This is a genomic window from Cytobacillus sp. MT66 (assembly GCF_058792595.1).
Genome location: NZ_JBXAFB010000001.1, coordinates 483,938 through 507,162, shown reverse-complemented (window position 1 = coordinate 507,162; position 23,225 = coordinate 483,938). Strand labels below are relative to the sequence as shown.

Annotated in this window: 25 protein-coding genes and 1 pseudogene; 24 read left to right on the top strand and 2 right to left on the bottom strand. The window is 37.6% G+C overall.

Annotation, left to right across the window (positions count from 1 at the left end; genetic code table 11):
- Positions 1 to 58 precede the first annotated feature (58 nt).
- The 6 genes from AC1Q59_RS02460 (at position 59) to AC1Q59_RS02435 (ending at position 5,255) form a co-directional block, all read left to right on the top strand.
- A complete protein-coding gene (locus AC1Q59_RS02460; RefSeq protein ID WP_492364183.1) occupies positions 59 to 943 on the top strand; it encodes a branched-chain amino acid ABC transporter permease in 885 nt (294 codons plus the stop codon).
- Positions 930 to 1,877, top strand: coding sequence for a branched-chain amino acid ABC transporter permease (locus tag AC1Q59_RS02455; protein WP_492364182.1), 948 nt, complete (start codon positions 930 to 932; stop codon positions 1,875 to 1,877). The genes AC1Q59_RS02460 and AC1Q59_RS02455 overlap by 14 nt, the downstream gene beginning before the upstream one ends.
- Positions 1,874 to 2,593, top strand: a complete 720-nt coding sequence (locus AC1Q59_RS02450; protein ID WP_492364181.1) for an ABC transporter ATP-binding protein — start codon at positions 1,874 to 1,876, stop codon at positions 2,591 to 2,593. Before AC1Q59_RS02455 ends, AC1Q59_RS02450 begins: the two co-directional genes overlap by 4 nt.
- Positions 2,556 to 3,302 carry an ABC transporter ATP-binding protein gene (locus tag AC1Q59_RS02445; RefSeq protein ID WP_492364180.1) on the top strand — a complete coding sequence of 249 codons (747 nt, stop codon included), beginning with the start codon at positions 2,556 to 2,558 and terminating at the stop codon, positions 3,300 to 3,302. The genes AC1Q59_RS02450 and AC1Q59_RS02445 overlap by 38 nt, the downstream gene beginning before the upstream one ends.
- An 86-nt stretch (positions 3,303 to 3,388) precedes the next feature.
- Positions 3,389 to 4,189, top strand: a complete 801-nt coding sequence (gene menB, locus AC1Q59_RS02440) for a 1,4-dihydroxy-2-naphthoyl-CoA synthase (RefSeq protein WP_492364179.1) — start codon at positions 3,389 to 3,391, stop codon at positions 4,187 to 4,189.
- A 313-nt stretch (positions 4,190 to 4,502) separates the two neighbouring features.
- Positions 4,503 to 5,255, top strand: coding sequence for an SDR family NAD(P)-dependent oxidoreductase (locus AC1Q59_RS02435; protein WP_492364178.1), 753 nt, complete (start codon positions 4,503 to 4,505; stop codon positions 5,253 to 5,255).
- A gap of 665 nt (positions 5,256 to 5,920) precedes the next feature.
- On the opposite strand, the gene AC1Q59_RS02430 is transcribed toward AC1Q59_RS02435, so the two are convergent.
- Complete coding sequence (locus tag AC1Q59_RS02430) at positions 5,921 to 6,751, bottom strand: MerR family transcriptional regulator (RefSeq protein WP_492364177.1); 831 nt, start codon at positions 6,749 to 6,751, stop codon at positions 5,921 to 5,923.
- Positions 6,752 to 6,865: 114 nt separating this feature from the next.
- Here AC1Q59_RS02430 and norA point away from each other — a divergent pair, with 114 nt between their 5' ends.
- From norA to queE, 5 genes are all read left to right on the top strand, one after another.
- Positions 6,866 to 8,056, top strand: coding sequence for a multidrug efflux MFS transporter NorA (gene norA, locus AC1Q59_RS02425; protein WP_492364176.1), 1,191 nt, complete (start codon positions 6,866 to 6,868; stop codon positions 8,054 to 8,056).
- 170 nt (positions 8,057 to 8,226) lie between these two features.
- Positions 8,227 to 9,072, top strand: a complete 846-nt coding sequence (locus AC1Q59_RS02420) for an LVIVD repeat-containing protein (protein WP_492364175.1) — start codon at positions 8,227 to 8,229, stop codon at positions 9,070 to 9,072.
- Between the two features lie 188 nt (positions 9,073 to 9,260).
- Positions 9,261 to 9,929 (top strand): 7-cyano-7-deazaguanine synthase QueC, encoded by a 669-nt coding sequence (queC, locus tag AC1Q59_RS02415; protein WP_492364174.1) that lies wholly within the window; start codon positions 9,261 to 9,263, stop codon positions 9,927 to 9,929.
- The gene (gene queD, locus AC1Q59_RS02410) at positions 9,929 to 10,411 is read left to right on the top strand and encodes a 6-carboxytetrahydropterin synthase QueD (protein ID WP_492364173.1); all 483 of its coding nucleotides are present in this window, start codon (positions 9,929 to 9,931) and stop codon (positions 10,409 to 10,411) included. The genes queC and queD overlap by 1 nt, the downstream gene beginning before the upstream one ends.
- Positions 10,404 to 11,132 (top strand): 7-carboxy-7-deazaguanine synthase QueE, encoded by a 729-nt coding sequence (gene queE, locus AC1Q59_RS02405; protein ID WP_492364172.1) that lies wholly within the window; start codon positions 10,404 to 10,406, stop codon positions 11,130 to 11,132. The genes queD and queE overlap by 8 nt, the downstream gene beginning before the upstream one ends.
- Positions 11,133 to 11,230: 98 nt before the next feature.
- Here the strand turns inward: queE and AC1Q59_RS02400 are convergent, their stop codons facing one another.
- Positions 11,231 to 12,448: an MFS transporter gene (locus AC1Q59_RS02400; protein ID WP_492364171.1), complete on the bottom strand. Its 1,218-nt coding sequence runs from the start codon at positions 12,446 to 12,448 to the stop codon at positions 11,231 to 11,233.
- A gap of 113 nt (positions 12,449 to 12,561) precedes the next feature.
- On the opposite strand from AC1Q59_RS02400, the gene AC1Q59_RS02395 reads away from it, so the two are divergent.
- The 13 genes and pseudogenes from AC1Q59_RS02395 (at position 12,562) to AC1Q59_RS02335 (ending at position 23,115) form a co-directional block, all read left to right on the top strand.
- Positions 12,562 to 13,452, top strand: a complete 891-nt coding sequence (locus AC1Q59_RS02395; RefSeq protein WP_492364170.1) for a LysR family transcriptional regulator — start codon at positions 12,562 to 12,564, stop codon at positions 13,450 to 13,452.
- Positions 13,453 to 13,606: 154 nt separating this feature from the next.
- Positions 13,607 to 14,137 carry a YbhB/YbcL family Raf kinase inhibitor-like protein gene (locus tag AC1Q59_RS02390; protein WP_492364169.1) on the top strand — a complete coding sequence of 177 codons (531 nt, stop codon included), beginning with the start codon at positions 13,607 to 13,609 and terminating at the stop codon, positions 14,135 to 14,137.
- A 159-nt stretch (positions 14,138 to 14,296) separates the two neighbouring features.
- The gene (locus tag AC1Q59_RS02385) at positions 14,297 to 14,971 is read left to right on the top strand and encodes a haloacid dehalogenase type II (protein WP_492364168.1); all 675 of its coding nucleotides are present in this window, start codon (positions 14,297 to 14,299) and stop codon (positions 14,969 to 14,971) included.
- A 71-nt stretch (positions 14,972 to 15,042) separates the two neighbouring features.
- Positions 15,043 to 15,612 carry a dihydrofolate reductase family protein gene (locus AC1Q59_RS02380; protein WP_492364167.1) on the top strand — a complete coding sequence of 190 codons (570 nt, stop codon included), beginning with the start codon at positions 15,043 to 15,045 and terminating at the stop codon, positions 15,610 to 15,612.
- A gap of 217 nt (positions 15,613 to 15,829) precedes the next feature.
- Positions 15,830 to 17,776: a CoA-disulfide reductase gene (locus AC1Q59_RS02375; RefSeq protein ID WP_492364166.1), complete on the top strand. Its 1,947-nt coding sequence runs from the start codon at positions 15,830 to 15,832 to the stop codon at positions 17,774 to 17,776.
- A 231-nt stretch (positions 17,777 to 18,007) separates the two neighbouring features.
- On the top strand, positions 18,008 to 18,556 hold the full coding sequence (locus AC1Q59_RS02370; protein WP_492364165.1) for a hypothetical protein: 549 nt from the start codon (positions 18,008 to 18,010) through the stop codon (positions 18,554 to 18,556).
- Positions 18,557 to 18,735: 179 nt separating this feature from the next.
- Positions 18,736 to 19,308: a sulfurtransferase TusA family protein gene (locus AC1Q59_RS02365; RefSeq protein WP_492364164.1), complete on the top strand. Its 573-nt coding sequence runs from the start codon at positions 18,736 to 18,738 to the stop codon at positions 19,306 to 19,308.
- Positions 19,309 to 19,324: 16 nt separating this feature from the next.
- Positions 19,325 to 19,714 carry a DsrE/DsrF/DrsH-like family protein gene (locus AC1Q59_RS02360; RefSeq protein WP_492364163.1) on the top strand — a complete coding sequence of 130 codons (390 nt, stop codon included), beginning with the start codon at positions 19,325 to 19,327 and terminating at the stop codon, positions 19,712 to 19,714.
- 103 nt (positions 19,715 to 19,817) lie between these two features.
- A pseudogene (locus AC1Q59_RS02355) lies at positions 19,818 to 20,576 on the top strand (MBL fold metallo-hydrolase); the annotation flags it as partial.
- A gap of 109 nt (positions 20,577 to 20,685) precedes the next feature.
- The gene (locus AC1Q59_RS02350; RefSeq protein WP_492364162.1) at positions 20,686 to 21,264 is read left to right on the top strand and encodes a class I SAM-dependent methyltransferase; all 579 of its coding nucleotides are present in this window, start codon (positions 20,686 to 20,688) and stop codon (positions 21,262 to 21,264) included.
- 20 nt (positions 21,265 to 21,284) lie between these two features.
- Entirely contained in the window at positions 21,285 to 21,668 is a 384-nt protein-coding gene (locus tag AC1Q59_RS02345) for a DUF302 domain-containing protein (protein WP_492364161.1), read from the top strand.
- Positions 21,669 to 21,833: 165 nt separating this feature from the next.
- A complete protein-coding gene (locus tag AC1Q59_RS02340; protein WP_492364160.1) occupies positions 21,834 to 22,229 on the top strand; it encodes a DsrE/DsrF/DrsH-like family protein in 396 nt (131 codons plus the stop codon).
- A 109-nt stretch (positions 22,230 to 22,338) separates the two neighbouring features.
- The gene (locus tag AC1Q59_RS02335) at positions 22,339 to 23,115 is read left to right on the top strand and encodes a sulfite exporter TauE/SafE family protein (protein ID WP_492364159.1); all 777 of its coding nucleotides are present in this window, start codon (positions 22,339 to 22,341) and stop codon (positions 23,113 to 23,115) included.
- The last annotated feature ends 110 nt before the right edge of the window (positions 23,116 to 23,225 follow it).

Here is a 23,225-nt window from a genome sequence, read left to right as displayed (position 1 = left end):
GGGCGAATAAGCTTTCGCCCCCTTCCATGTAACAAGTTAAGGAAGAGGTGAAACCATTTTGGATACTTTTGTTCAATTAATTGTCAATGCCTTACAATCAGGGGCTATTTATGTCATTTTTTCACTTGGTTTAACGCTCTTGTTTGGTGTGATGAAAATAGTAAACTTTGCACACGGTGAATTTTATACAGCTGGAGCCTTTCTAACTTACTTATTTATAGATAAGTGGGGACTGTTTTCCAGTATAAATATTTATGTTGCCTATTTTCTTGCCTTTGTATTCGCCATATTAATTGTTGGAATCGTTGGTTATCTAGTAGAAATGACGATATTTTCAAGATTTCATGGCGATATGGTTTCGGGTTTGATTGTTGCGATCGGGTTATCTATGGTTATGCAAACGATTTACTTATTGATGTTTACGGCCAACCCAAAAAATATTACTTCTATTTTCAAAGGAACTAGCCATTTGTTTGGCGGGTCTATATCAAATGAACGTATTGCCATTTTTATTCTAGCTTTACTTTTTACAGTTGGTATGACGCTTATTATTAAGAAAACAAAATTTGGTAAAGCCATGAGGGCGATTTCACAGGATAAAGAAGCTGCTGAACTCCAAGGGATTGATTATAAATCCATTACGAGATGGGGATTCGTTGTTGGTATAGTCCTAGCTGCTTCAGCAGGTGTACTTGTTTCACCAGCATCAGTGGTTGATCCATATATAGGGGAAGCATACTTAATGAAGGCCTTTATCATCATCATCTTAGGTGGTATGGGCAGTATCCCTGGCTGTATTTTGGCAGGGTTTCTATTAGGTATAATTGAAAGTTTTGGAATTTTCTATTTCGATATTGCGTTTGCTACCGCACTATCATTTATTTTGGTAATGCTCATGCTTTTAATTCGACCACAAGGACTGATGGGACATGTCTCAAGGTAATAATATTAGATGGCTTATTGTGTCGGTGATCGTCATTGCTTTTGGATTTATGCTGAATGATCCTTATTTGGCTCATCTATTTGCACTGCTTTGTGTTTACTCCATATTAGCTGTAAGTTTTCGATTTATTATGCTCTGCGGAGAGATCAATCTTGCCCATGCGAGCTTTTTTGGAATAGGAGCCTATACTTCTGCTGCATTGACCATCCATTTTAATGTTCCCTTTATCGTGGCATTTTTTGTCAGCGGTATCATTGCAGCCATTGTTAGCATCCTATTTGGTGCCATTGCTTTTCGTGTAAAAGGACATTTCTTTCTGTTATTAAGCTTTGCTTTTGCAGAAGTTATTCGCTTGTTTTTCCAGAATGCATGGACAGATGTTTTAGGCGGGGTTACTGGGATTGCGGGAATAACATCACCAATGGGAGAATTTTATGGCTTTATCGCAATCGTTACTCTTCTTATCCTATACACGATGTATTTTTTAGAGAAGTCAAAACTTGGGAAAATTTTGATAGCCATTAGGAACTCTGAAGATTTATCAAGATCAATTGGCATAAGCAGTATGAAATATAAGGTTCTTTCATTAGTGGTTGCCTCACTTTTAGTTGGGATGAGCGGATCTATGTTTGCTCACTTTAATTTTGTTATCAGCCCCGAAGATTTTACCTTCCATTTATCAATTATTATTTTAAGCTTTGTCATCATTGGCGGCCGAGACCACTTTATCGGACCTGTCATTGGAGTAGTATTGCTGGTTCTTGTAGCTGAATATTTAAGAGGCTTTGGTTCTTATGAGATTTTGGCCTATGGATTGGCTATTATACTGGCGATGCTGTTTATGCCTAAGGGTATAGCTGGCACTTTACAATCTTTAAGGTTAATTAAATTAAAAAGTTCAAAATCAAAAAGCAGAGAGGAGGCTAAAGTATGAAGCCGATTCTTGAAGCAAAAGATGTAACTCGATATTTTGGCGGGGTTGCAGCGGTTAACAATGTTTCGTTTCAAGTTAGAGAAGGTGAGATTTTAGGATTAATAGGCCCAAATGGGGCTGGAAAAAGTACCACTTTTAACTTGATTTCAGGTTTTTACCAGCTGTCATCGGGTGCTGTTTACTGTGATGGAGAGAATATTACCAATAAGCCGCCGGAATATTTAAATAAAAAAAGTTTGGTTAGGACCTTTCAGCATAATGTTCTTTTTAATGAAATGACCGTGTATGAAAATGTGTTTATGGGTACGGTTCTAAACAAGATGAAACAGAAAGAAAAGGAAGAATTGGTTCTAGAATTATTAACGTTCTTAAATCTTCTTCATGTTAAAGACGAAGTTACCAAAAATCTGCCGCATGGTTTACAAAGAATGCTGGGAATTGGTGTCGCACTAGCCACTCAACCAAAGCTGCTGCTTCTCGATGAACCTTTAACCGGCATGAATATGGTAGAAATTAATGAAGCTGTTTCTATTTTAAATAAACTAAGAACGGAAAAAAATATAACGATTGTTATTGTTGAACATAACATGAAGGCTGTCATGGAATTATGTGATCGGATTGTTGTGCTCAGTTATGGGAAAAAGCTTGCTGAAGGGACTCCAGAGGAGGTGCGAAACAATGAAGAAGTTATCAGAGCATACCTTGGCGGAAGCTAGCAATCTATTAGAAATAAAAAACCTGTATATCAATTATGGATCAGCCGAAGCCGTGAAAGGGGTAAATTTATGTGTAAAAAGAGGAAGCATTACCACTTTAATTGGTGCGAATGGGGCTGGGAAAACATCGATATTAAAAGCGATTACGGGTCTTTTAAAAGCAAGGGAAGGAACCATTATTTTTGATAATGAGCAAATTGACAAATACAAGTCATCCGAAATTGTTAAAAGAGGAATCGCCCTTGTTCCGGAGGGAAGACGATTATTTCCGGAAATGACTGTTTTAGAAAATCTGGAGCTTGGAGCCTATCTGCAAAAGGATAAAAAGCAAATAGCAGACTCTATTGAAGAGATCCTATCTTTTTTCCCAGATTTAAAGGCAAAATTAAATCAAGAAGCAGGAAGACTAAGTGGCGGGCAGCAGCAAATGGTGGCGATTGGACGCTCATTAATGTCCCAGCCAAAATTGTTAATTTTAGATGAACCATCAATAGGCCTGGCACCTATTATTGTGCAGCAAATCTCTGAAATTATTAAAACAATAAATAAAACTGGAGTAAGTGTTCTATTGGTAGAGCAAGATGCCCATACTGCCTTAACACTTTCTGAATATGGATACGTACTTCAAAATGGGCAAATAGACCTTGCTGGTTACTCGCAGGAGCTTTTGGAAAATGAGCAGGTGAAGGTGGCTTATTTAGGGATTTAGAAGAAAAGAAACTTACAATGACGATTATATATGCGAGTAAAAAATCAGAATGTTCTTATAACCATAAACTTTCGGAGGAGATATTGATGGAGTTAACAGATATTTTATATGAAAAAAAGAACGGTATTTCAAAAATAACCATTAATCGGCCACACGTTTATAATGCCTTTCGTCCTAAAACGGTTCAAGAATTAATTTGGGCGCTTCGTGATTCTTGGGACGATAACCGAATTGGAGTTGTTATCCTAACCGGGGCAGGAGATAAGGCGTTTTCTGTTGGAGGAGACCAGAAAGAAAAAGGAGAACAAGGCGGTTATGGTTATTCAGGAGGGTTAGGGAACGGAATCGGGATAGAAGTAGAAAACTTACAACAGACCATACGGAATATTCCAAAGCCCGTTATTGCTGCGGTAAATGGATATGCAATTGGCGGCGGGCATGTCCTACACGTCGTTTGTGATTTAACAATCGCCTCAGAAACAGCGAAATTTGGGCAAGTCGGTCCAAAGGTAGGAAGCTATGATGCAGGCTTTGGATCTGCGTATTTAGCTCGGATCGTCGGGGAAAAGAAGGCAAGAGAAATTTGGTACCTGTGTGAACAATATTCTGCACAAGAAGCGAAAGAAATGGGCTTAGTTAATAAAATTGTCCCGCCTGAGCAGCTCCAGGAGGCAGCCGAGGAGTGGGCAGAAAAAATCTTAGAGAAAAGCCCAACTGCGATAAAGATGCTTAAATATTCATTTAATGCAGATAGTGCAAGTATCCTTGGGATAACCCAGCTGTCTTTCGGCGGTCTGGCAATGTTCTATAACACAGAAGAATCACATGAAGGAAAGAATGCATTTGTTGAAAAAAGGCCAGTGAATTTTAAACAATTTAGGAATTAAATCTTTGAAATAAATGAAGACAGCCCAGGGTCATGCAGATTGGGCTGTCTTCTAGTGATAGAAGTAAAAGCTGTGTTAAAGCTAAATAATGATTTTAACTCCTTAGTTGATCTTCGCTGCTGTCGCGTAGACTCCTGGGGGATCAGCGTTGAAGCGAGAACCCGCAGGAGCGCTAGCGACGAGGAGGCTCGCAAAACGCCCCCCGGAAAGCGAAGTGCCTGGAGAGGAAATCAAGGCCAAATATAACAGAGCCAAAGTATAAGAAATAGATTACTAAAATTAAAAGAAGGAAAACTTCTAGGAGGAGATTCTAATGGAACTTGGTTTAAATGGGAAAAATATTCTTATTACGGGTGCCGCTAAAGGGGTTGGAAGAGTAATAGCATTGACAGCCGCCAAAGAAGGGGCAAATATTGCGTTACATTATCATTCATCTGAAAGGGAGGCTGGGGAAACAGGCAAAGAAATAGAAGCCTATGGGGGAAAGGTATGTCTTGTTAAAGGAAACTTGGCTAACATTGATGATGTAAAAAGGATGAAAGAGCTGATCAATAATGAGTTGGGAGGAGTGGATTATATAGTCAATAATGCTGGTTGGGTTCAATTTAAGTCTTTCTTTAAGTATCAGCCGGAAGAATGGAAAAAGGAAGTTGATATTAATTTTTATGGTGTACTTAACCTAGCTCATACATTTATACCGGATATGCAAAGAAAGAATCAGGGAAAGTTAATTAATATTGTTGGTGATTCAGCTAGGACAGGAGACCGTAACCTAATTATTTCAGCCGCTGCCAGGAGCGGAACAATTAGCTTTTTAAAGTCCCTAGCAAAAGAGGTTGGGAGGAATAATATTCAATGTAACATCGTGTCATTAGGAATGATTGACCAAGGGGAATGGGATTATAATGAAGAAACAATGGGAAAAATTATTAATCAATACCCTTTGAAAAGACTCGGCAAAGCAGAAGATGTACCAGGAATGATCATGTTTTTACTGTCAGATTCTTCTAATTGGATAACTGGACAGGTTTTTCCCATAAATGGCGGGTATAGTATGATAGGATAAGATATGATGCCTCTTGGAAAAAGGGTTTTTATTTGAAATCAAGCTGGAAGATCGCTGCGGCGGTCTTTTTGTTATTAATAATGGTCACGATTTGTTATTTTTAAAGGGTTCTTGGTCCATGAGCGAGGTAATCATGGACAAACTTAGCTATTTTCAGAGGTTACTTGTCCATGAGTGAGTTTCTCATGTGCAAATTTAGCTAATTTTAGTAGGGTCTTGTCCATGGTCGGAGATTCTCATGGACAAACTTAGCTATTTTCAAAGTGTTCTTGTCTGTGAGCGAGTTTCTCATGGACACACTTAGCTATTTTCAAAGGCTTCTTGTCCATGAGCGGGGTTCTCATGGACACAATATGCCAATTTCAAAGGGTTCATGTCCATGAGCGAGGCTCTCATGGACACACTTAGCTAGTTTCAGAGGTTTCATGTCCATGAGCGAGGCTCTCATGGACACACTTAGCTATTTTCAGAGGTTACTTGTCCATGAGCAAGTTTCTCATGGACAAATCTAGCTAATTTCAGTGGGGTCTTGTCCATGAGCGGGATTCTCATGGACACAATATGCCAATTTCAAAGGGCCCATGTCCATGAGCGAGGCTCTCATGGACATATCTAGTCTTTTTCAAGTATTAGCTTTTCATTTTAATAAAATTTACATCAAATGTTTAAGATGAAAACGAAACCTGTATCATAATTTTGGTCACGTATTGTTCTTTTAAGTTCTTTACAACGGTATCATACACGTATTCTTCAAAAACATAATCTCCAAAGGTTAAACCTAAACGATCCATCTCTGAAAAAAGTTTCTTGTATGTATGATGGATGGTTTTATCCTCGCCGATATGGTATCCGATGAGGAAATCACCTTTTACAGCCTTGAAGTATGGATAGCCTTCCTTCGGATGTGGCTGCTCCATGTATAAATAGCTATATTTAGAGTACTCCCCCTTTAAAACATGCTCCCGCTTCGTGATACCGCCTATAGGATATCCAGTATCAAGCTGTGATTCGTTCAATTCACCAATAAATTCGGAAAGCACCTCCACAAATTCTTCATCGGAAATATTTTCAATGTTTCTGCTTAAATACAGTGTGGCTTCTGGTAAGTGTTCAAGGGTAATTTGATCAAAGTCAAGCTGTGAAGCATCTTCCATTAATGTTATTTTTGTTTCAATCAGTTTTTCCTTCATTTCAATTTCCTGGCGCATTTTTACGATTTCGTCTTTTTTCTGATACATTAGTGTTAAAAAGCTTTCCGGCGATTTATTTTGCGTATATTGCTGAATATCCTTAAGCGACATGCCAAGGTCTTTTAATAAATCAATTACATAAAATAATTCAATTTGGTTAATCGAATAAAACCGATAGCCTTTTTCATTTTTAAACACCGGAGACAATAGACCAATTTGATCGTAATAAAAGAGCGTCTGTTTGTTCACTTTGCAAAGCTTGGCGAATTCACCAGTGGTTAAATATTTTACATTTTTTTCATTCACTTTTTACATCACCATCCTTGACTATATAGTTACTATATACACTAGGATAATAGCTGTAAAGGAATCAAATGGATATGTTTTTTGTCATTTGATTTGTTAAGGAGAATGAATAAAATGAAGACTTATAAAATAACCTTAGGATTATTATTATTGAATTTATTTATCGCGTTTTTAGGAATTGGCCTAGTTATCCCTGTCTTGCCCACACTGATGAATGAGTTAGGGCTAAATGGGACGACGATTGGCTATCTGACAGCTGCCTTTGCCATTGCTCAATTGATTGTTTCGCCATTTGCAGGGAAAGCTGCTGATAAATGGGGAAGAAAGATTATGATCGTTCTTGGCTTATTTATTTTCGGCCTGTCAGAATTATTATTCGGACTTGGGAAAGAGATTGAAATGTTATTTATTTCTCGAGTTTTAGGCGGAGTCAGTGCTGCCTTTATTATGCCAGGTGTGACTGCCTATATTGCTGATATTACAAACTCGGATACTCGCCCCAAGGCATTGGGCTATATGTCTGCTGCCATCAGTACTGGTTTTATTATTGGCCCTGGGATCGGCGGTTTTTTGGCCGAATTTGGAACACGATTACCATTTTTCTTTGCAGGTGCACTAGGTACGATCGCGGCCATCCTAACGATGATTTTAATAGCAGAGCCAGATCGCTCAACAGAAAATTCTGACCCATCCTTAGAAGGCAAGGATAGTTTCAGTCGCATTTTTGAACGAAAATATTTCATTGCGTTTTTGCTGATTTTTATTGCTTCGTTTGGCTTGGCCGCTTTCGAATCGTTCTTTAGTTTATTTGTTGACCACAAATTCAAATTTACACCGTCAGATATAGCCATTGTGATTACAGGCGGCGCCATTGTTGGTGCTGTTGCGCAAGTAATCCTTTTTGATAAACTGACCAGAATCTGGGGTGAAATTAGACTGATACGTTACAGCTTAGTTTTATCGGCCATCCTTGTCTTTTTAATGACGGTCGTTCATTCCTATTTTTCTATTTTACTTGTTACTTTTCTTGTTTTTGTAGGTTTCGATTTATTCCGCCCAGCTGTAACTGCTTATCTTTCGAATATTGCCGGAAATGAACAAGGTTTTGTTGGCGGCATGAACTCTATGTTTACAAGTTTGGCGAACATTAGCGGACCCATTCTTGGGGGAATATTATTTGATATAGATATTGATTATCCTTATTATTTTGCCACGGTCGTATTAGCTTTTGGGATTATTTTAACATTGGTATGGAAAAAACAAGCAACATCGATGAACAAAGTGAAGACTAGTGCAGTGAATTAAGCATCTACAGTCAAATAAGTGCATTTCTTGTACAACAACAGGGAGCTGTCATTGCGATAGTTCCCTTATCATTTTTATAAAAAATGGGATTTCCCAAAAGGACGGACTCCTATACATTTATCTATATTTTTACATACGATGATCTTAAATAGATGAAGAGAGGCGATATTTTGGGAATTCGACCTAGGCTTTTATACGTTTCTAATATTCGTGGAAATAATGTTGATATTTTTAATCTTTCCAATCCAGAAAACCCAACTCATGTAAGGGAGTTTGGAGATATTGGAGAATTAAGTGCTCCTAGTGGGTTTATGGTTACAGATGATATTCTTTATGTAGCCAATGCAGGGGATAACTCGGTTGAAATTTATGATATTTCTTCCCCAATTTTCCCTAGACATGTGAAGAAGTTCGGTGAACCAGGGGAGTTAACCAATCCAAATGCATTGGCTATTGCTGGAAACGCTCTGTACGTAACAAATCTAATTCCTGATACCATTGAAATATATGATATCACTGACCCCATTAATCCTATTCATTTTGACAGGTTTGGTGAGGGAGAATTAAATGGGCCAAACGGATTTGTTATATTGGGTGACCTACTTTATGTATCAAATTCTGGCAATCAGACTATAACCATTTACAATATTTCCGATCCATTTCATCCGGATCATATAAAGGCGTTTGGTGATGCAACGCAGTTAAGTAACCCTATCGGACTAGCAATAAGCGGCAACACCATGTATGTAGCCAACTTTCAATTTGGTTTTGCCAGCACTGTGACTATGTATGACATGACAGATCCATTAAATCCAGCATTTGTAAGGAGATTTGACTCAGGGGGATTGAGCGGACCGACTGAAATAGCTGTTATTGATGACTTACTTTACGTGGTCAATCTGAACAATGGGACTGTCTCGATTTTTGATCTCGCTGATCCAAGAGATCCAGAGCCTGTCATGGTGTTTGGCGGAGGAGAATTAAATACTCCTTTTGGCTTAATCCAAGTCATTTAAAGCTATTTGGCACTGGTTTATTTGTGAAAAACGGCAGAACTATCCCCGTGTTTCTATGTTATAATATTACGGACAATTTAAAATACCGCATACGCGGCAGAGGTTCTAGCACCCCTCTTTAAAAAAACTAAGAAGAAGCAGTACTTCATCTTGGGGTACTGTTTTTTCTTTTGGAAAGGAAGTTTTTTATGTTAAAGGATGAAAAAGCGATCGTGGTTTTTAGTGGGGGACAAGACAGTACGACATGCTTGTTTTGGGCATTAAAAACGTTTAAAGAAGTTGAAGTTGTCACTTTTAACTACAATCAAAGGCATATAGAAGAAATTGAGTGTGCCAAACATATTGCAAAAGGGTTAAATGTAAAACACCATATACTAGACATGCAGCTTTTAAATCAGTTAGCTCCTAATGCACTGACCAGAGATGATATTGAGATTAAAGAAGGAGAAAATGGAGGGCTGCCATCCACTTTCGTTCCGGGACGAAACCTGATCTTTTTATCTTTTGCAGCCGTTTTAGCCAGTCAAGTCAATGCTAAGCATATTATTACTGGCGTGTGTGAAACCGATTTTAGCGGTTACCCTGATTGCCGAGATGCTTTTATTAAATCCCTAAATGTCTCCATTAATCTATCAATGGATCAGCCGTTTGTCATCCATACTCCATTAATGTGGCTGGATAAGGCAGAAACATGGAAACTAGCAGATGACCTGGATGCACTGGATTATGTTCGTGAGAAAACGTTAACCTGTTACGAAGGGGTTATCGGTAATGGGTGCGGGGAGTGCCCAGCATGCAAACTGAGAAAGCGCGGGTTAGAAAAATATCTCAGCTCAAAAGAAGGTGCAGAGGTATAATGGAGAACGGCTTCTTTGGTTTTAAAATCGTTGAAAATCTGCAGAAAATGGACCGAGATATTAAAAAAAGCGAACTTAAATACCATCGTAAACGCGTCCTTGTAAGTAAGGAGTTCACGTTTGATGCTGCCCACCACCTTCACTGTTATGAAGGGAAGTGTAAAAATCTTCACGGGCATACTTATAAGGTTGTCTTTGGGATCAGCGGTTTTACAGATGAAATCGGCCTAGTGATTGATTTTGGGGATATTAAAGAGATCTGGAAACAGGAAATCGAAATACATCTGGATCATCGCTATCTTAATGAGACTTTGCCAAAAATGAATACAACTGCTGAAAATATGGTGGTTTGGATATATGAAAAAATGATAGAGTCTCTGAATAAAAGACCAGAGAATGATGCACGATTGGAATTTGTACGTTTATATGAAACACCAACAAGTTATGCAGAAGCAAGACGGGAGTGGATGGAAGTTGAGTAAAGTTCCGGTAATGGAGATTTTTGGCCCTACGATCCAGGGGGAAGGAATGGTGATCGGCCAAAAGACCATGTTTGTTCGAACAGCTGGCTGTGATTACTCCTGTTCATGGTGTGATTCTGCCTTTACATGGGACGGCTCGGGAAAAGATTTAATAAGACAAATGGATGCAGAGGAAATTTGGCAAGAACTTCAAACATTAGGCGGTGATGGATTTTCATTTGTCACCATCTCTGGTGGGAACCCTGCCCTGTTAAAAAACCTAGATTCCTTTATTGATTTATTAAAAGCCAATCATATAAAAGTGGCTTTGGAAACACAGGGAAGCAAGTGGCAGGACTGGTTTTTAAAAATTGATGAATTAACGATTTCCCCTAAACCGCCAAGTTCTGGGATGATAACAAACTTCGATGCTTTAGATATGATTATTCATAAACTAAAGGAAGCAGGCCCAGCGCAGCATACTAGTTTAAAAGTGGTTGTACTTGATGATCATGATTACGACTATGCAAAAAAAGTGCATGAACGTTATCCGGACATCCCATTTTTCCTGCAAACAGGAAATGAAGATAACCAAACAACAGACAATCAGCAACTAATCTCTCAGCTGCTGCAAAAATATGAATGGCTGATTAATAAAGCGATGCTGGATCATGAGTTAAGAAATGTGAAAGTATTGCCTCAGCTTCATACGTATATTTGGGGGAATAAGCGCGGGGTTTGAGAATAATGGAGTTCTCAAAAAGACTTTTTTAAGATAACTGCTAGAAAAAGAGGTTGCCTTTAGGGCAACCTTTTTTACTGCATGACTCTGATCAACCTTTATTGCTCAATATGGGAATTAGAAATATTCTTAGCGAGAATTTGATAAGATTTTTTTATATGACGTCCGTAGAGTACATAGTATAAGGCTATTGTAAGTAAAACAACAACTGATAAAAGCCCATATAAACGACTATAAGATATGATTGAAATGAAGAGACCAAGAATATATGGCCCGAATCCAAGACCGATATCTAAAAAGATAGAGAATGTCGCAGTAGATAACCCAACTTTTTCAGGCGGTACTGATTTAATGGAAATCGCTTGGCAGCAGGATTGTATATTACCATATCCAAATCCTATTATAATGCTGGATAAAATTAAAAGAAAACCACTATGTGTATTGCTTAAAATAAACAGGCCTGCTGCAAATAAAAGGATAGTAGGGTACATAACATAATTTGCATTTTTAATATCTAATAAACGTCCAGAGAACGGACGTGAAATGAGAATGGCTGCAGAATAGGTGATAAAGAAGAAACTTGCCGCGTTTACAAGATCCAATTCAATTGCATAAAAATTGATATAGGTTAATACACTGGAATAACAAAATCCAAGTACTAACATGACAATTGAAATGGGTAAAGCTGCAGGTTCAATGAAATTTTTAAAACTAAATGATTCTTTTCCTGGGTTAGCTGTACCTGCAGGTTTTGGAATCTTTGCAAATAAAGCGATAACCATGCTTGCAATTCCAAGCACAAAACAACCAAAGAAGATAAAGTAATAACTGGTGTGCTGTGCCAATAGTATACCTAGAAATGGGCCAACAGCTGTAGCAATAATGGTACTTAAACTAAAATAACCGATGCCCTCTCCTTTCCGAGAACCAGGAATGATAAGCGCCACAATAGTAGTAGTGGCAGTGACAGCAATACCTAACATCATGCCGTGAATAACCCTTGTTAAAATTAAGAATGGGATACCAATTTGAATAAAATATAATGCAGATGAAAGTGTGTATAAAATTAAACCAAGAAATAGTATTTTACGATAGCCGATTTTTTCTATATATCGCCCAATAAATAACCGTCCCAGTAATACACCTACTATGAAAATACTAGAAATCAGTCCAGCTTGACTGGTGGAAGCATTGAAGGTGCTTGTTGCATATCCGCTGATCATTACGATAAGCAAGAATACTACTAATGTTAAGAAGAAGTTCATGGCTGAAATGATGATAAAATCTTTTGTCCATAAACGTTCGGTACGGTTCATTGTTTTTTCCCCTTATACAATACTGTTTCTTCATTATATTCTTAATGAAAATTAATGTAAAATCACTAATTTTAATGTTAAGATTAATTTAATTTAAGTAAGAGGTGGAAATAATGAACCTTGATCAATTGCTTTATGTACGTGAAATTCTTCGTACACAATCGATTACCATTGCATCTGAAAATTTACATGTTACACAATCAGCAATTAGTCAGTCCATTACGTTTCTTGAAAAGGAAGTAGGTATACCGCTTTTCCATCGCTCTAGACAGGGGACAATTCCCACAGAAGAAGGAAAACCCATTTTATATAAAATTTTAGAAACGCTTCAAAAGTTTGATGAGCTGCAGGAAGAGATCCAATCGATTAACTCTTCATATATTGGTGAAATGAATGTAGCAACGATTCCGAGTATTTTTATGACATATCTGCCGAGAATGCTGGCAAGCTTTCAGAGAGATTATCCACAAATAAAAGTAAACGTAGTCGAAATGGAAAACTTAGACATCATTGCAGGCGTTCAGCAAGAAGAAATTGATTTAGGGTTTATTGCTTTGTTTAGTACATTTAATAAAAAAATGAACCAGCAAACAGTATTTCATCCTCTCCAAACGAATGGATTATTTACTGCAATCGTTCCTAAAAACTCTGAGCTGGCACTTAAAAAATATTTAACCATTCAAGATATTAGAAATTACCCATTTATCATGTACGATCGCAAGTTTTTTCATGAAGTAATGGAGGACTTTCAAAAAGAAGTACCGGATATTAACATTATTTTTAAAACATCAAACACGGAAGTAATCAAAAGGTCGGTAGCCGAAGGACTTGGGATAAGTATCCTTACAAATTTAATGTTAAAAGATGATCCTTATATTAATGGGGGAGCTATTATTACGGTCCCAGTTCGATTAGGGTGGAATGTTCAAATTCAATTTGGCATTCTTCATAAGAAAAACAGCGGCCGTATGCCACTGATTGAGAAATTTTTGGAGAACATATAACCATACTTAAACGCACTAGATATCGTGGAGGACCAATTAGAAGATGGGATAAAAACAGATTGCAATATAGATGATCGAGTTATAATTGCTGCCTAATTCTGAATATTTATATGTTATAATTATTTTGATTATTCAAAAATAGGAGGAAAGATAGATGACAGATCATCATTTTGAATCAATTCCTGGAGCAGTTGAGTTTCAAGTCACAAGTGAAGATGTTAAACACAAAGGGACTTTTTCCACACCACAATTATCTGGCATTTTTGGAGTGGAAGGCGGAGAGGACAAATCGCCTCATTTATCGTGGTCAGGTGCTCCTGAAGGAACGAAAAGCTTTGTCATTACGGTTTATGACCCTGATGCACCTACAGGTTCAGGTTTTTGGCATTGGGCAGTGGCAAATATTCCAGCTTCTGTCACAGAATTACCTTCAGGTGCTGGCAATTCTGAAGGAACGGGATTGCCAGAGGGTGCCTATCAGTTAGCAAATGATGCAGGATTGAAAAGCTTTTTGGGTGCAGCACCGCCTCCCGGACATGGAGTTCACCGATATTATATCGTCGTACACGCATTAGATGTTGAAGATATCGGCGTACCTGACAGTGCGACTCCGGCATTTCTCGGCTTCAACATGTTTGGCCATACACTTGGCCGTGCAGTCTTACTTGCAACCTTCGGAAGATAATTGGTGTTAAGCGCAGGAGTATATTTACATAAATACAACTGTAATTATATCTTTTAAAAATTCCTTTAAAAAAGAAGATAGGACAATTATGTATTCTATCTTCTTTTTTGTTGTTTTACATCTGCGAGAATTCTGAGAAGAAATTAAGGGGGGAATAAGTTGCGATACAAACTAATTACATTTGACGTATTCAGTGCTTTATGTGATATTCAGGGGACATTCATTCCTTTGCTCAAAAAACTTAAGCCGTTTAAGGACGTGGATGTGAAAACATTTTTCCAAGCATGGAGATCGAAACAATACGAGTATTTAATCATACATAACTCATTAGAAAGAGAATTTATGAGTTTTGAAGATATTACAAGAAAAACCTTGGAAAACACATTGCAGCTGTATAATATTGAGCTGGCCAAAAATGATCGAGAACGTTTAATTGAAAACTGGAATCAACTCAAATTTTGGAGCGAGGCTGAACAAGTGGTACAGGAGGTAAAGCATCGCGGATATTTAGTTGGAATGCTTTCAAATGGGGACATTCAAATGTTATTGAAATTACAGACCCATTGTAAGGTTAAGTTTGGTTTTATTTTGTCAGCTGAAGAAGCAGGTTCCTATAAGCCAAGTCCAAAAATTTATCAATTTGCATACAGTAAAGCAGGTGTGAAAAAAGAAGAAATCCTGCATGTAGCTGGCTCGCCGATTGATATTCTTGGGGCGATATCTGCCGGTATCCCATCTGCATGGTCAAATCGGAATAATCTCCCTCCAATAGACTCTTCTTATCAGCCAACTTTTAAGTTCGGCGATTTAACAGACCTCCTTAAACATACTTAACAGACCAGTGGAGTTTTTTTAGTTTTTGCATTTTTCACATCCGGAGATTAATTTTAATTTGGAGGAAGCTTATGTCAAATAACGTAATACATAGAAGAATTATCTTAGATTTAGCCGTTACTTTAGATGGTTTTATTGAGGGGAAAAACGGGGAAGTTGATTGGTGCATTATGGAAGCTGAGATGGGATTTATTGATTTTTTAAAGCAAATCGATACGATTTTGTATGGCAGAAAAAGCTACGATTTATGGGGCCAATTTTCTCCAGACAAAGACTGTATAGATACTGAACAAGAAATGTGGCAATTAGTGCATGGCAAAGAAAAATATGTGTTCTCCAGAACGCAAAAAGGAAATGGAAATAAAGCAACATACATAAATGATCATATTATCGAAGAAGTAAATAAATTAAAGAACAAGCCCGGTAAAGATATTTGGCTATACGGCGGAGCAAGCCTGATTACGACGTTTATTAACTTAGGACTTGTTGATGAACTAAGATTGTCCGTGCATCCTGTAATTTTGGGCGAAGGAAAACCATTGTTTATTGACATTAAACAGAGGGTGAATCTAAAAATAGTGAATACAAGAACGTTTTCCTCTGGGGTTGTACAGCTTATCTACCATTTGGATAGGAATTAATATAGACGAAAATTACCATACCCCTTACTTAACTAAGGGGTTTTTTTATATCATAAGTGTGCAATTGTGAACAAATGATGAAATTCCAATAAACCACTTTACATTCATTTATATTGTCATATAATACCTATATGGGTATCATACCCTGATAGGTATTATAAACAAACATTTTTAATAAAATTGGGGAATTTAGACATATAACTGGAGGGAATTGTATATGGCACAAAAAGTTATTATTATTGGCGGGGTTGCCGGTGGTGCAACAGCAGCTGCAAGATTAAGAAGAATTAGCGAAGAAGCGGAAATTATTCTCGTAGAACGTGGTGAACATATTTCATTTGCGAACTGCGGTTTACCTTATTATATTGGTGAAACTATTAAAGACAGAAGCAAGCTGTTAGTACAAACAGTCAAAGGAATGTCCGACCGATTTAATCTAGATATTCGTAACTTAAGCGAAGCGGTCAGCATCCAGCCAGAAAGCAAAACCGTTACAATTAAGAATCTAAGAACTGGTGAAGTTTATGAAGAATCCTATGATAAGCTGCTGCTTTCTCCTGGTGCAAGACCAATTGTACCGCCAATCCCAGGATTAAAGGAGAACCAAACATTATTTACGTTAAGAAATATTCCAGATACAGATAAAATTAAAAATTATGTTGATGCCCAACATCCGAAAAAAGCTGTTATCGTTGGCGGTGGCTTTATTGGAGTTGAGATGGCTGAAAACTTAGTTGAAAGAGGCATAGAGGTAACCATTATTGAAATGGCCAATCAAATTATGGCTCCAATTGATTTTGAAATGGCCAGTATCCTGCACACCCATTTAAAAGAAAGAGGAGTAAATTTAATTTTAGAAAATGGTGTTCAAGCATTTGCCGATGAAGGCAGAAGGGTCATTCTATCTGATGGAGCCGAGATTGAGACTGATATGACGATCCTTTCTATCGGAGTAAGACCTGAAAATGAATTGGCAAGATCAGCAGGGCTTGATTTGGGTGAACGAGGAGGTATCCTCATCAATGAATATCTGCAAACTTCTAATCCAGATATATACGCGGTGGGAGATGCAGTTGAAGTTGTTGATTATATCAGCGGCACAAAAGCAATGATTCCACTTGCTGGTCCAGCCAATCGCCAAGGGCGTATTGCCGCAAATAATATTATGGGTAAAAAAGAGAAGTATCAAGGAACAATGGGTACTTCCATTGCAAAAGTATTTGACCTTGCCGTTGCAGCTACTGGGAATAACGAAAAAATATTAAAACGATTGGGGATCTCTTATGAAGTGGTTCACATTCACCCAAGTTCCCATGCTGGCTATTATCCAGGAGCAGCACCTATTGCGTTAAAGTTAATTTTTGATAAAGAAACAGGCAAAATTTATGGAGCACAAGCAGTAGGGGCGGATGGAGCAGATAAGCGCATTGATGTTATTGCAACTGCGATAAAGGGCGGATTAACAGTTGAAGATTTGACTAACTTAGAATTATCTTATGCACCGCCATTTTCATCAGCAAAAGATCCGGTCAATATGGCAGGTTATGTGGCAGCCAATATTATGGATGGCGAATTAGAACATATTCAATGGCATGAAGTGGACCAAATCATTGCAGACGGAGGTCTATTGATCGATGTTCGTGAGCCAATGGAACGGGAATTTGGATTTATCGAAGGCTCAATGAATATTTCATTAAATGATCTTAGAAACAGATTAGAGGAGCTTCCAAAAGACCAAACAATTTATGTCAGTTGCCAAGTTGGCTTAAGAGGATATTTAGCTAGCCGAATCTTAACAAATAACGGATTTAAAGTGAAAAATGTCGATGGCGGCTGGAAAACGTATTCATCCGTTTTCGGAAGCAATATTAAAAAAGAAAATATCGAAACGTCAGCAAACGATCTAGGAGAGACTGTCGTTAAAGATACAAATAAAGAAAATGCCGATACGGTTTTGGATGTTACAGGTTTAACTTGCCCGATGCCAATTGTAAAACTGAAAAAAGAAATTGAAACATTAAACAGCGGGCAAGTATTAGAAATCCACGTAACCGATAAAGGAGCATTAAACGACTTGCCAGCCTGGTCAAAAAATGCTGGTCATACGCTGCTTAAAACTGAACAAGATGAAAATGTTATTAAGTTTTGGATTGAGAAGAAATAAATTAGCTTAAACACCAATTGACCACTCTTTGCCTTCTCGGGTTTAGAGTGGTTTCTTGTTTTATGTAGATAGATGTCGTTTTTTATCGTATAATATTTAAGTAAACAGTTGTATCACTTCACTGCCTTCAAAAATAACATTCCTCATTAGAACTTCAAAAAAACAAACCTTGAACTAGCTTCATGAATCGCAAATCTACCTCACGAAAATATCTTCAAAAGGAGAAATTCGATGGGACAGGAAAAAGAATACCAAGCCATTTTACAAGCTATCTTGGAGTTATCCAAACAAATGAAGGAAAACCAGAACGGTTTAACCGAATTATCTAAAAAAGTGGACGATTTATCAAATAGAGTTGATGGATTGTCAAACAGATTCGACGATTTATCAAGTAGAGTTGACGGATTGTCAAACAGATTTGACGATTTATCAAGTAGAGTTGATGGATTGTCAAACAGAACCGATGATTTATCAAGTAGAGTTGATGGATTGTCAAACAGATTCGATGATTTATCAAATAGAGTTGATGGATTGTCAAACAGAACCGATGATTTATCAAATAGAATCGATGGTTTGTCAAACAGAGATGATTTATCAAATAGAGTCGATGATTTATCCAGCGAAGTAAGGAATAGTAAATACGAATTGATCGAGCGGATTGATTTTGTGGAAAAGAATCTTGGTGAAAAAATTGATTTCATGGATTCCAAGGTTGAGGTTTTATCAAGTGGATTGTTAGAAACGAGAGCAGAGGTTTTACGGTTAAAGCGAGCAAAATAACATGACATTGTTAGTCTTTGAGCCTTTGTGCCCAAAACAAATAAGATAAAAAAGCACTTTCTATGCACATAAGAAAGTGCTTTTTTTTATTGGTTAAATATCTTAGTTATATCAGCAAGATTTGCAAGTGAATGGAAAATGGAAATTAGAAAAAAATAAGGCAGAAAGGAGGAGATCCGATGGAAATTACGGTGAATAAGGTATTAGACGCAAAGGGCCTTGCTTGTCCCTTGCCGATTGTAAAAACCAAAAAAGAAATGACAACACTAGAGGCTGGGCAGGTGATGGAAATCCAAGCAACCGACAAAGGCTCAACGGCTGACATTAAAGCTTGGGCAGGAAGTACAGGCCACCAGTATTTAGGGACAGTTGAAGAGGGAGATGTGTTAAAACATTATCTCCGCAAAGCTAGTAATGAAGAGGAAAAGCCAGAAGCCAAACATCCTGATATTGTTGGTCTAGAGGATCTTTTAAATAAAATAAATGGCAATGAAAAGATTACGGTTTTAGATGTTAGAGAACCAGCAGAATACGCATTTGGGCATATTCCAGGTGCTATTAATATCCCCCTTGGTGAACTGGAAGAGCGTTTTGAAGAATTAAAAAGTCATGAAAACCTTCATATCATTTGCAGAACCGGTAACCGCAGTGACTTTGCGGCACGAAATTTAACGCAAAAAGGATTGAAAAACGTAAAAAACGTTGTACCAGGTATGAAGGATTGGACAGGTCCAACCCAAACCAATCATTAAATAGGAGGATTCAGCAATGAAGGTAGTGATTATCGCAGCAAACGGCGGAATGTTTGATGCATATAAGGTATTTAATATCGCAACAGCAGCTGCAGCCACAGATGCAGAGGTAGGAATCTTTTTTACTTTTGAAGGGTTAAATCTGATTCATAAAGAGGCACATAAAAATTTGCCTATGCCAGCTGGAACTGAACATTTTCAAGAAGGGTTTAAAAAAGCAAATGTTCCTTCTATCCCTGAGCTTGTTTCTATGGCACAGGAGATGGGTGTTAAGATCATTGCCTGTCAAATGACGATGGATGTAATGAGCTTGGAAAAAGAACATTTTATTGAAGGAATTGATGTAGGCGGTGCTGTGACATTTTTGACTTTTGCACAAGATGCTGATGTTACATTAACATTTTAATGAATCTCTATAAGGAGAATTATGCCAGTGGAAGGATCTGTTAAAGTAATTACAGCAAAAGAATTAACGAAGAAAATCTTGAAGCATGAGGAAATATTTATTTTATCAATTTGTTCGTATTGGAAAAGGATGTTTGTCTTATCTAGTTGAATCGAATGGGGAAGGTGCAATGATTGACACCATCCGGATGCTGGACCCATACGAAGGTTTTATAAAAGATTATCAGATTACACTCAAATATGTTCTTGATACTCATCTGCATGCAGACCATATTTCTGGTGGGAGAAGATTGGCAGAAAAACTTGATGCAACATACTGTCTTCCGCCAAAAGATGCGGAGGAAGTTGTGTTTATCTATCAGCAAATCAATGATGGCGATGAGTATAAAGTAGGGAATACAACCATTAAAGCTATCTATTCTCCTGGACATACGATTGGTAGTACATCATTTGTCATCGATGATCAATATCTTTTAACAGGAGATATCTTGTTCATTGATTCTATTGGCCGTCCGGATTTAGCAGGGAAAGCTGAAGATTGGGTAGGAGACTTAAGAAATACCTTATATCACAGATATAAAGAGCTTGTAGATGATTTAATAGTATTGTCGGCTCATTATATGGGCATTAAAGAAATGAATGAAGACGGCAGTGTTTCCGAAAAACTTGGTGTTTTATATCAACAAAACCATGGATTAAATATTCAAGATGAAACCGAGTTTAGAAAAACAGTGACAGAAAACTTGCCGCCGCAGCCAAATGCTTATCAAGAGATTCGTAAAACAAATATGGGAAAAGTTATTCCCGATGAAGAACAGCAAAGAGAAATGGAAATCGGACCGAATCGCTGTGCGGTGAGATAATATACGGTGGTACGAAAGGTAACTGTCACGGTTACCTTTTCATCATTCTCAAGATAATAACTGCTAAATTATGAAAAGGATCTCTTAAAGTGACGGAAAATAAAAGGAGATGAGGCAATTGGCTGGTCATCGATTTAGACCTGAAAAAGCGGAAAAATTACTGGACCCAAAACGCCAAGAATTAATTCCTCCAGAAAAAGTGATTGATATCCTTAATATACAAAAAAATGACAGGATTGCCGATCTAGGAGCAGGGAATGGATACTTTACCATTCCGTTAGCAGAACAAACGAATGAAACTGTATATGCTATAGATATTGAACCAAAGATGCTTGATTTGTTAAAGGAAAGAGCTGATTTGGCTAATATAAAAAATATCGAATACATCCAAAGTGACTTAGAAAATATTAAGCTTAATGATAATAGTGCAAACAAAGCCATTATGGCATTCGTAATGCATGAGATACCAGATACCAAAAAAGCGGTGGCTGAAAGTAAAAGAATTCTCAGCGAAGGCGGCCGATTATGCATACTTGAATGGAAAGCTGTCGAATCTGAAATGGGCCCGCCTCTCCATGAAAGAATACCGCCGGAAGATTTGCAAAAATTCCTGCTGGAAAATGGCTTACAGTCAGAAGTTATTTCACTGAATCAAATGATGTATGCTGTTTTGATTGATATGAAATAAGCGTTGAAAGGAAGATTATCATGTTTGATTATACGCTTGTCACAGAAAAGAATATGGATGAAGCCATTCAAAGCATAGAGGAAAGCTTGAAAAAAGAAAAGTTTGGTGTGCTGTGGAACTTTGATATTAAGGACAAGCTTCAGGAAAAGGGCCTGGACTTTCAGAAAGAATTTAAAGTTCTTGAAGTATGTAACCCAATGGAAGCACAAAAGGTATTAACTGAAAACCAAATGGCAGGATATTTTTTGCCTTGTAAAATAGTTGTTTATGAAGATCAAGGAAAAACAAAAATTGGGATGCCGAGACCAACGGCGCTTATTAGTCTTCTCAACGATGAGGCGTTGAAACAATTGGCAAAAGATATTGAAGATCGTTTAATTACTTGCCTTGATCATTCTATTTAAATAGACTTGTTGAAATGAAATGCAGAAGGATCGTTGCGGCGATCCTTCTTTTAAGGTAAAGGTGATAAAAAAGGGTTGACACCCATAAATTTTTTTATTAGTATTATACCCATAGGGGTAAAGGTAATAAACGATAAATCAATTATACATTTAGGAGGAACAAAAATGAATAAAAAAGTAGCGATTATTGCAAGCAATGGTGGATTGTTCGATGCCTATAAAGTATTTAATATTGCAACGGCAGCTGCAGCGACCGATCAAGAAGTAGCGATTTTCTTTACATTTGAAGGGTTGAATCTCATTCATAAGGAAGCATATAAGCAACTTCCAATGCCAGAGGGAAAAGAGCATTTTGCAGAAGGGTTTGCAAAAGCAAATGTTCCTGTTATCCCCGAACTTGTTGCTATAGCGCAAGAGATGGGTGTTACATTCATTGGCTGTCAAATGACCATGGATGTAATGGGATTAGAAAAAGAAGCATTTATTGATGGAGTAGATGTAGGCGGAGCGGTAACCTTTTTAGAGTTTGCTAAGGATGCGGACATCACATTGACATTTTAATGAATATTTTTTTAAAGAAAAACATACCATATGGGGTAATGTTTTTGGCTGAAAAGGTTAAAATAAGAGGAACCATTAATAGGTTCCTTTTTTTAAAGGAGGAAACTGCGTGGATATTGCCTTCATCATTACGATCTTCCTAATTGGATTTGTCGGTTCCTTTATTTCAGGGATGCTGGGAATCGGCGGTGCCATTATTAATTTTCCGATGTTATTGTATATTCCTGCTTTGCTAGGGGTTGCGCATTTTACAGCACATGAAGTTTCAGGAATTACGGCAATCCAAGTTTTCTTTGCTACCATTGGCGGTGTTTTGGCTTACCGTAAGAGTGGATTTTTAAATAAGACCCTTATTGCTTACATGGGCATCAGTATTTTGATAGGAAGCTTTATTGGGGGATTCGGATCTTCTCATATGCCTGAGAGCGGCATTAATATCGTGTATGGAATTTTAGCATTGCTTGCGGTTATTATGATGTTTGTTCCAAGAAAAGGTATTGATGATATTCCTTTAGATCAAGTCAAATATAATAAATGGCTCGCCGCGCTATTTGCTTTCATAGTTGGAGTTGGAGCTGGTATTGTAGGGGCAGGCGGCGCCTTCTTGTTAGTACCGGTTATGCTGACTGTGTTAAAAATCCCAACACGGATGACCATTGCCTCTTCCTTAGCTATTACACTGATTTCATCCATTGGATCCGTGTCTGGAAAAATTGCAACAGGACATGTGGAAATCCTCCCATCAATTATCGTAGTTATTGCTAGTTTAATTGCTGCACCAATTGGAGCAAATATTGGGAAAAAGGTAAATACCAAAATTTTACAAATCATTATGGGTATTTTAATCCTTGCTACAGCTATTAAGACATGGATAGAAATTTTATAAATTTATCATTGATGTTTTAACAGAGGATAAATGGTAAAAGCAGAGATCATAAAAGGGGGAATGGCTATGAAAAATAAGCATCAGCAGGATTGCGGCAGCGGCACTTGAGG

Excerpts from the sequence above, each read along its gene's own strand:
- menB (WP_492364179.1), top strand. The coding sequence starts at position 3,389 with ATGGAGTTAACAGATATTTTATATGAAAAAAAGAACGGTATTTCAAAA.
- AC1Q59_RS02395 (WP_492364170.1), top strand. The coding sequence starts at position 12,562 with ATGAACCTTGATCAATTGCTTTATGTACGTGAAATTCTTCGTACACAA.
- AC1Q59_RS02380 (WP_492364167.1), top strand. The coding sequence starts at position 15,043 with ATGTCAAATAACGTAATACATAGAAGAATTATCTTAGATTTAGCCGTT.
- AC1Q59_RS02370 (WP_492364165.1), top strand. The coding sequence starts at position 18,008 with ATGGGACAGGAAAAAGAATACCAAGCCATTTTACAAGCTATCTTGGAG.
- AC1Q59_RS02360 (WP_492364163.1), top strand. The coding sequence starts at position 19,325 with ATGAAGGTAGTGATTATCGCAGCAAACGGCGGAATGTTTGATGCATAT.
- AC1Q59_RS02390 (WP_492364169.1), top strand. The coding sequence starts at position 13,607 with ATGACAGATCATCATTTTGAATCAATTCCTGGAGCAGTTGAGTTTCAA.
- queC (WP_492364174.1), top strand. The coding sequence starts at position 9,261 with ATGTTAAAGGATGAAAAAGCGATCGTGGTTTTTAGTGGGGGACAAGAC.
- AC1Q59_RS02365 (WP_492364164.1), top strand. The coding sequence starts at position 18,736 with ATGGAAATTACGGTGAATAAGGTATTAGACGCAAAGGGCCTTGCTTGT.
- AC1Q59_RS02450 (WP_492364181.1), top strand. The coding sequence starts at position 1,874 with ATGAAGCCGATTCTTGAAGCAAAAGATGTAACTCGATATTTTGGCGGG.
- AC1Q59_RS02400 (WP_492364171.1), bottom strand. The coding sequence starts at position 12,448 with ATGAACCGTACCGAACGTTTATGGACAAAAGATTTTATCATCATTTCA.
- AC1Q59_RS02445 (WP_492364180.1), top strand. The coding sequence starts at position 2,556 with ATGAAGAAGTTATCAGAGCATACCTTGGCGGAAGCTAGCAATCTATTA.
- AC1Q59_RS02340 (WP_492364160.1), top strand. The coding sequence starts at position 21,834 with ATGAATAAAAAAGTAGCGATTATTGCAAGCAATGGTGGATTGTTCGAT.
- AC1Q59_RS02345 (WP_492364161.1), top strand. The coding sequence starts at position 21,285 with ATGTTTGATTATACGCTTGTCACAGAAAAGAATATGGATGAAGCCATT.
- AC1Q59_RS02455 (WP_492364182.1), top strand. The coding sequence starts at position 930 with ATGTCTCAAGGTAATAATATTAGATGGCTTATTGTGTCGGTGATCGTC.
- queD (WP_492364173.1), top strand. The coding sequence starts at position 9,929 with ATGGAGAACGGCTTCTTTGGTTTTAAAATCGTTGAAAATCTGCAGAAA.
- AC1Q59_RS02375 (WP_492364166.1), top strand. The coding sequence starts at position 15,830 with ATGGCACAAAAAGTTATTATTATTGGCGGGGTTGCCGGTGGTGCAACA.
- norA (WP_492364176.1), top strand. The coding sequence starts at position 6,866 with ATGAAGACTTATAAAATAACCTTAGGATTATTATTATTGAATTTATTT.
- AC1Q59_RS02435 (WP_492364178.1), top strand. The coding sequence starts at position 4,503 with ATGGAACTTGGTTTAAATGGGAAAAATATTCTTATTACGGGTGCCGCT.
- AC1Q59_RS02350 (WP_492364162.1), top strand. The coding sequence starts at position 20,686 with ATGAGGCAATTGGCTGGTCATCGATTTAGACCTGAAAAAGCGGAAAAA.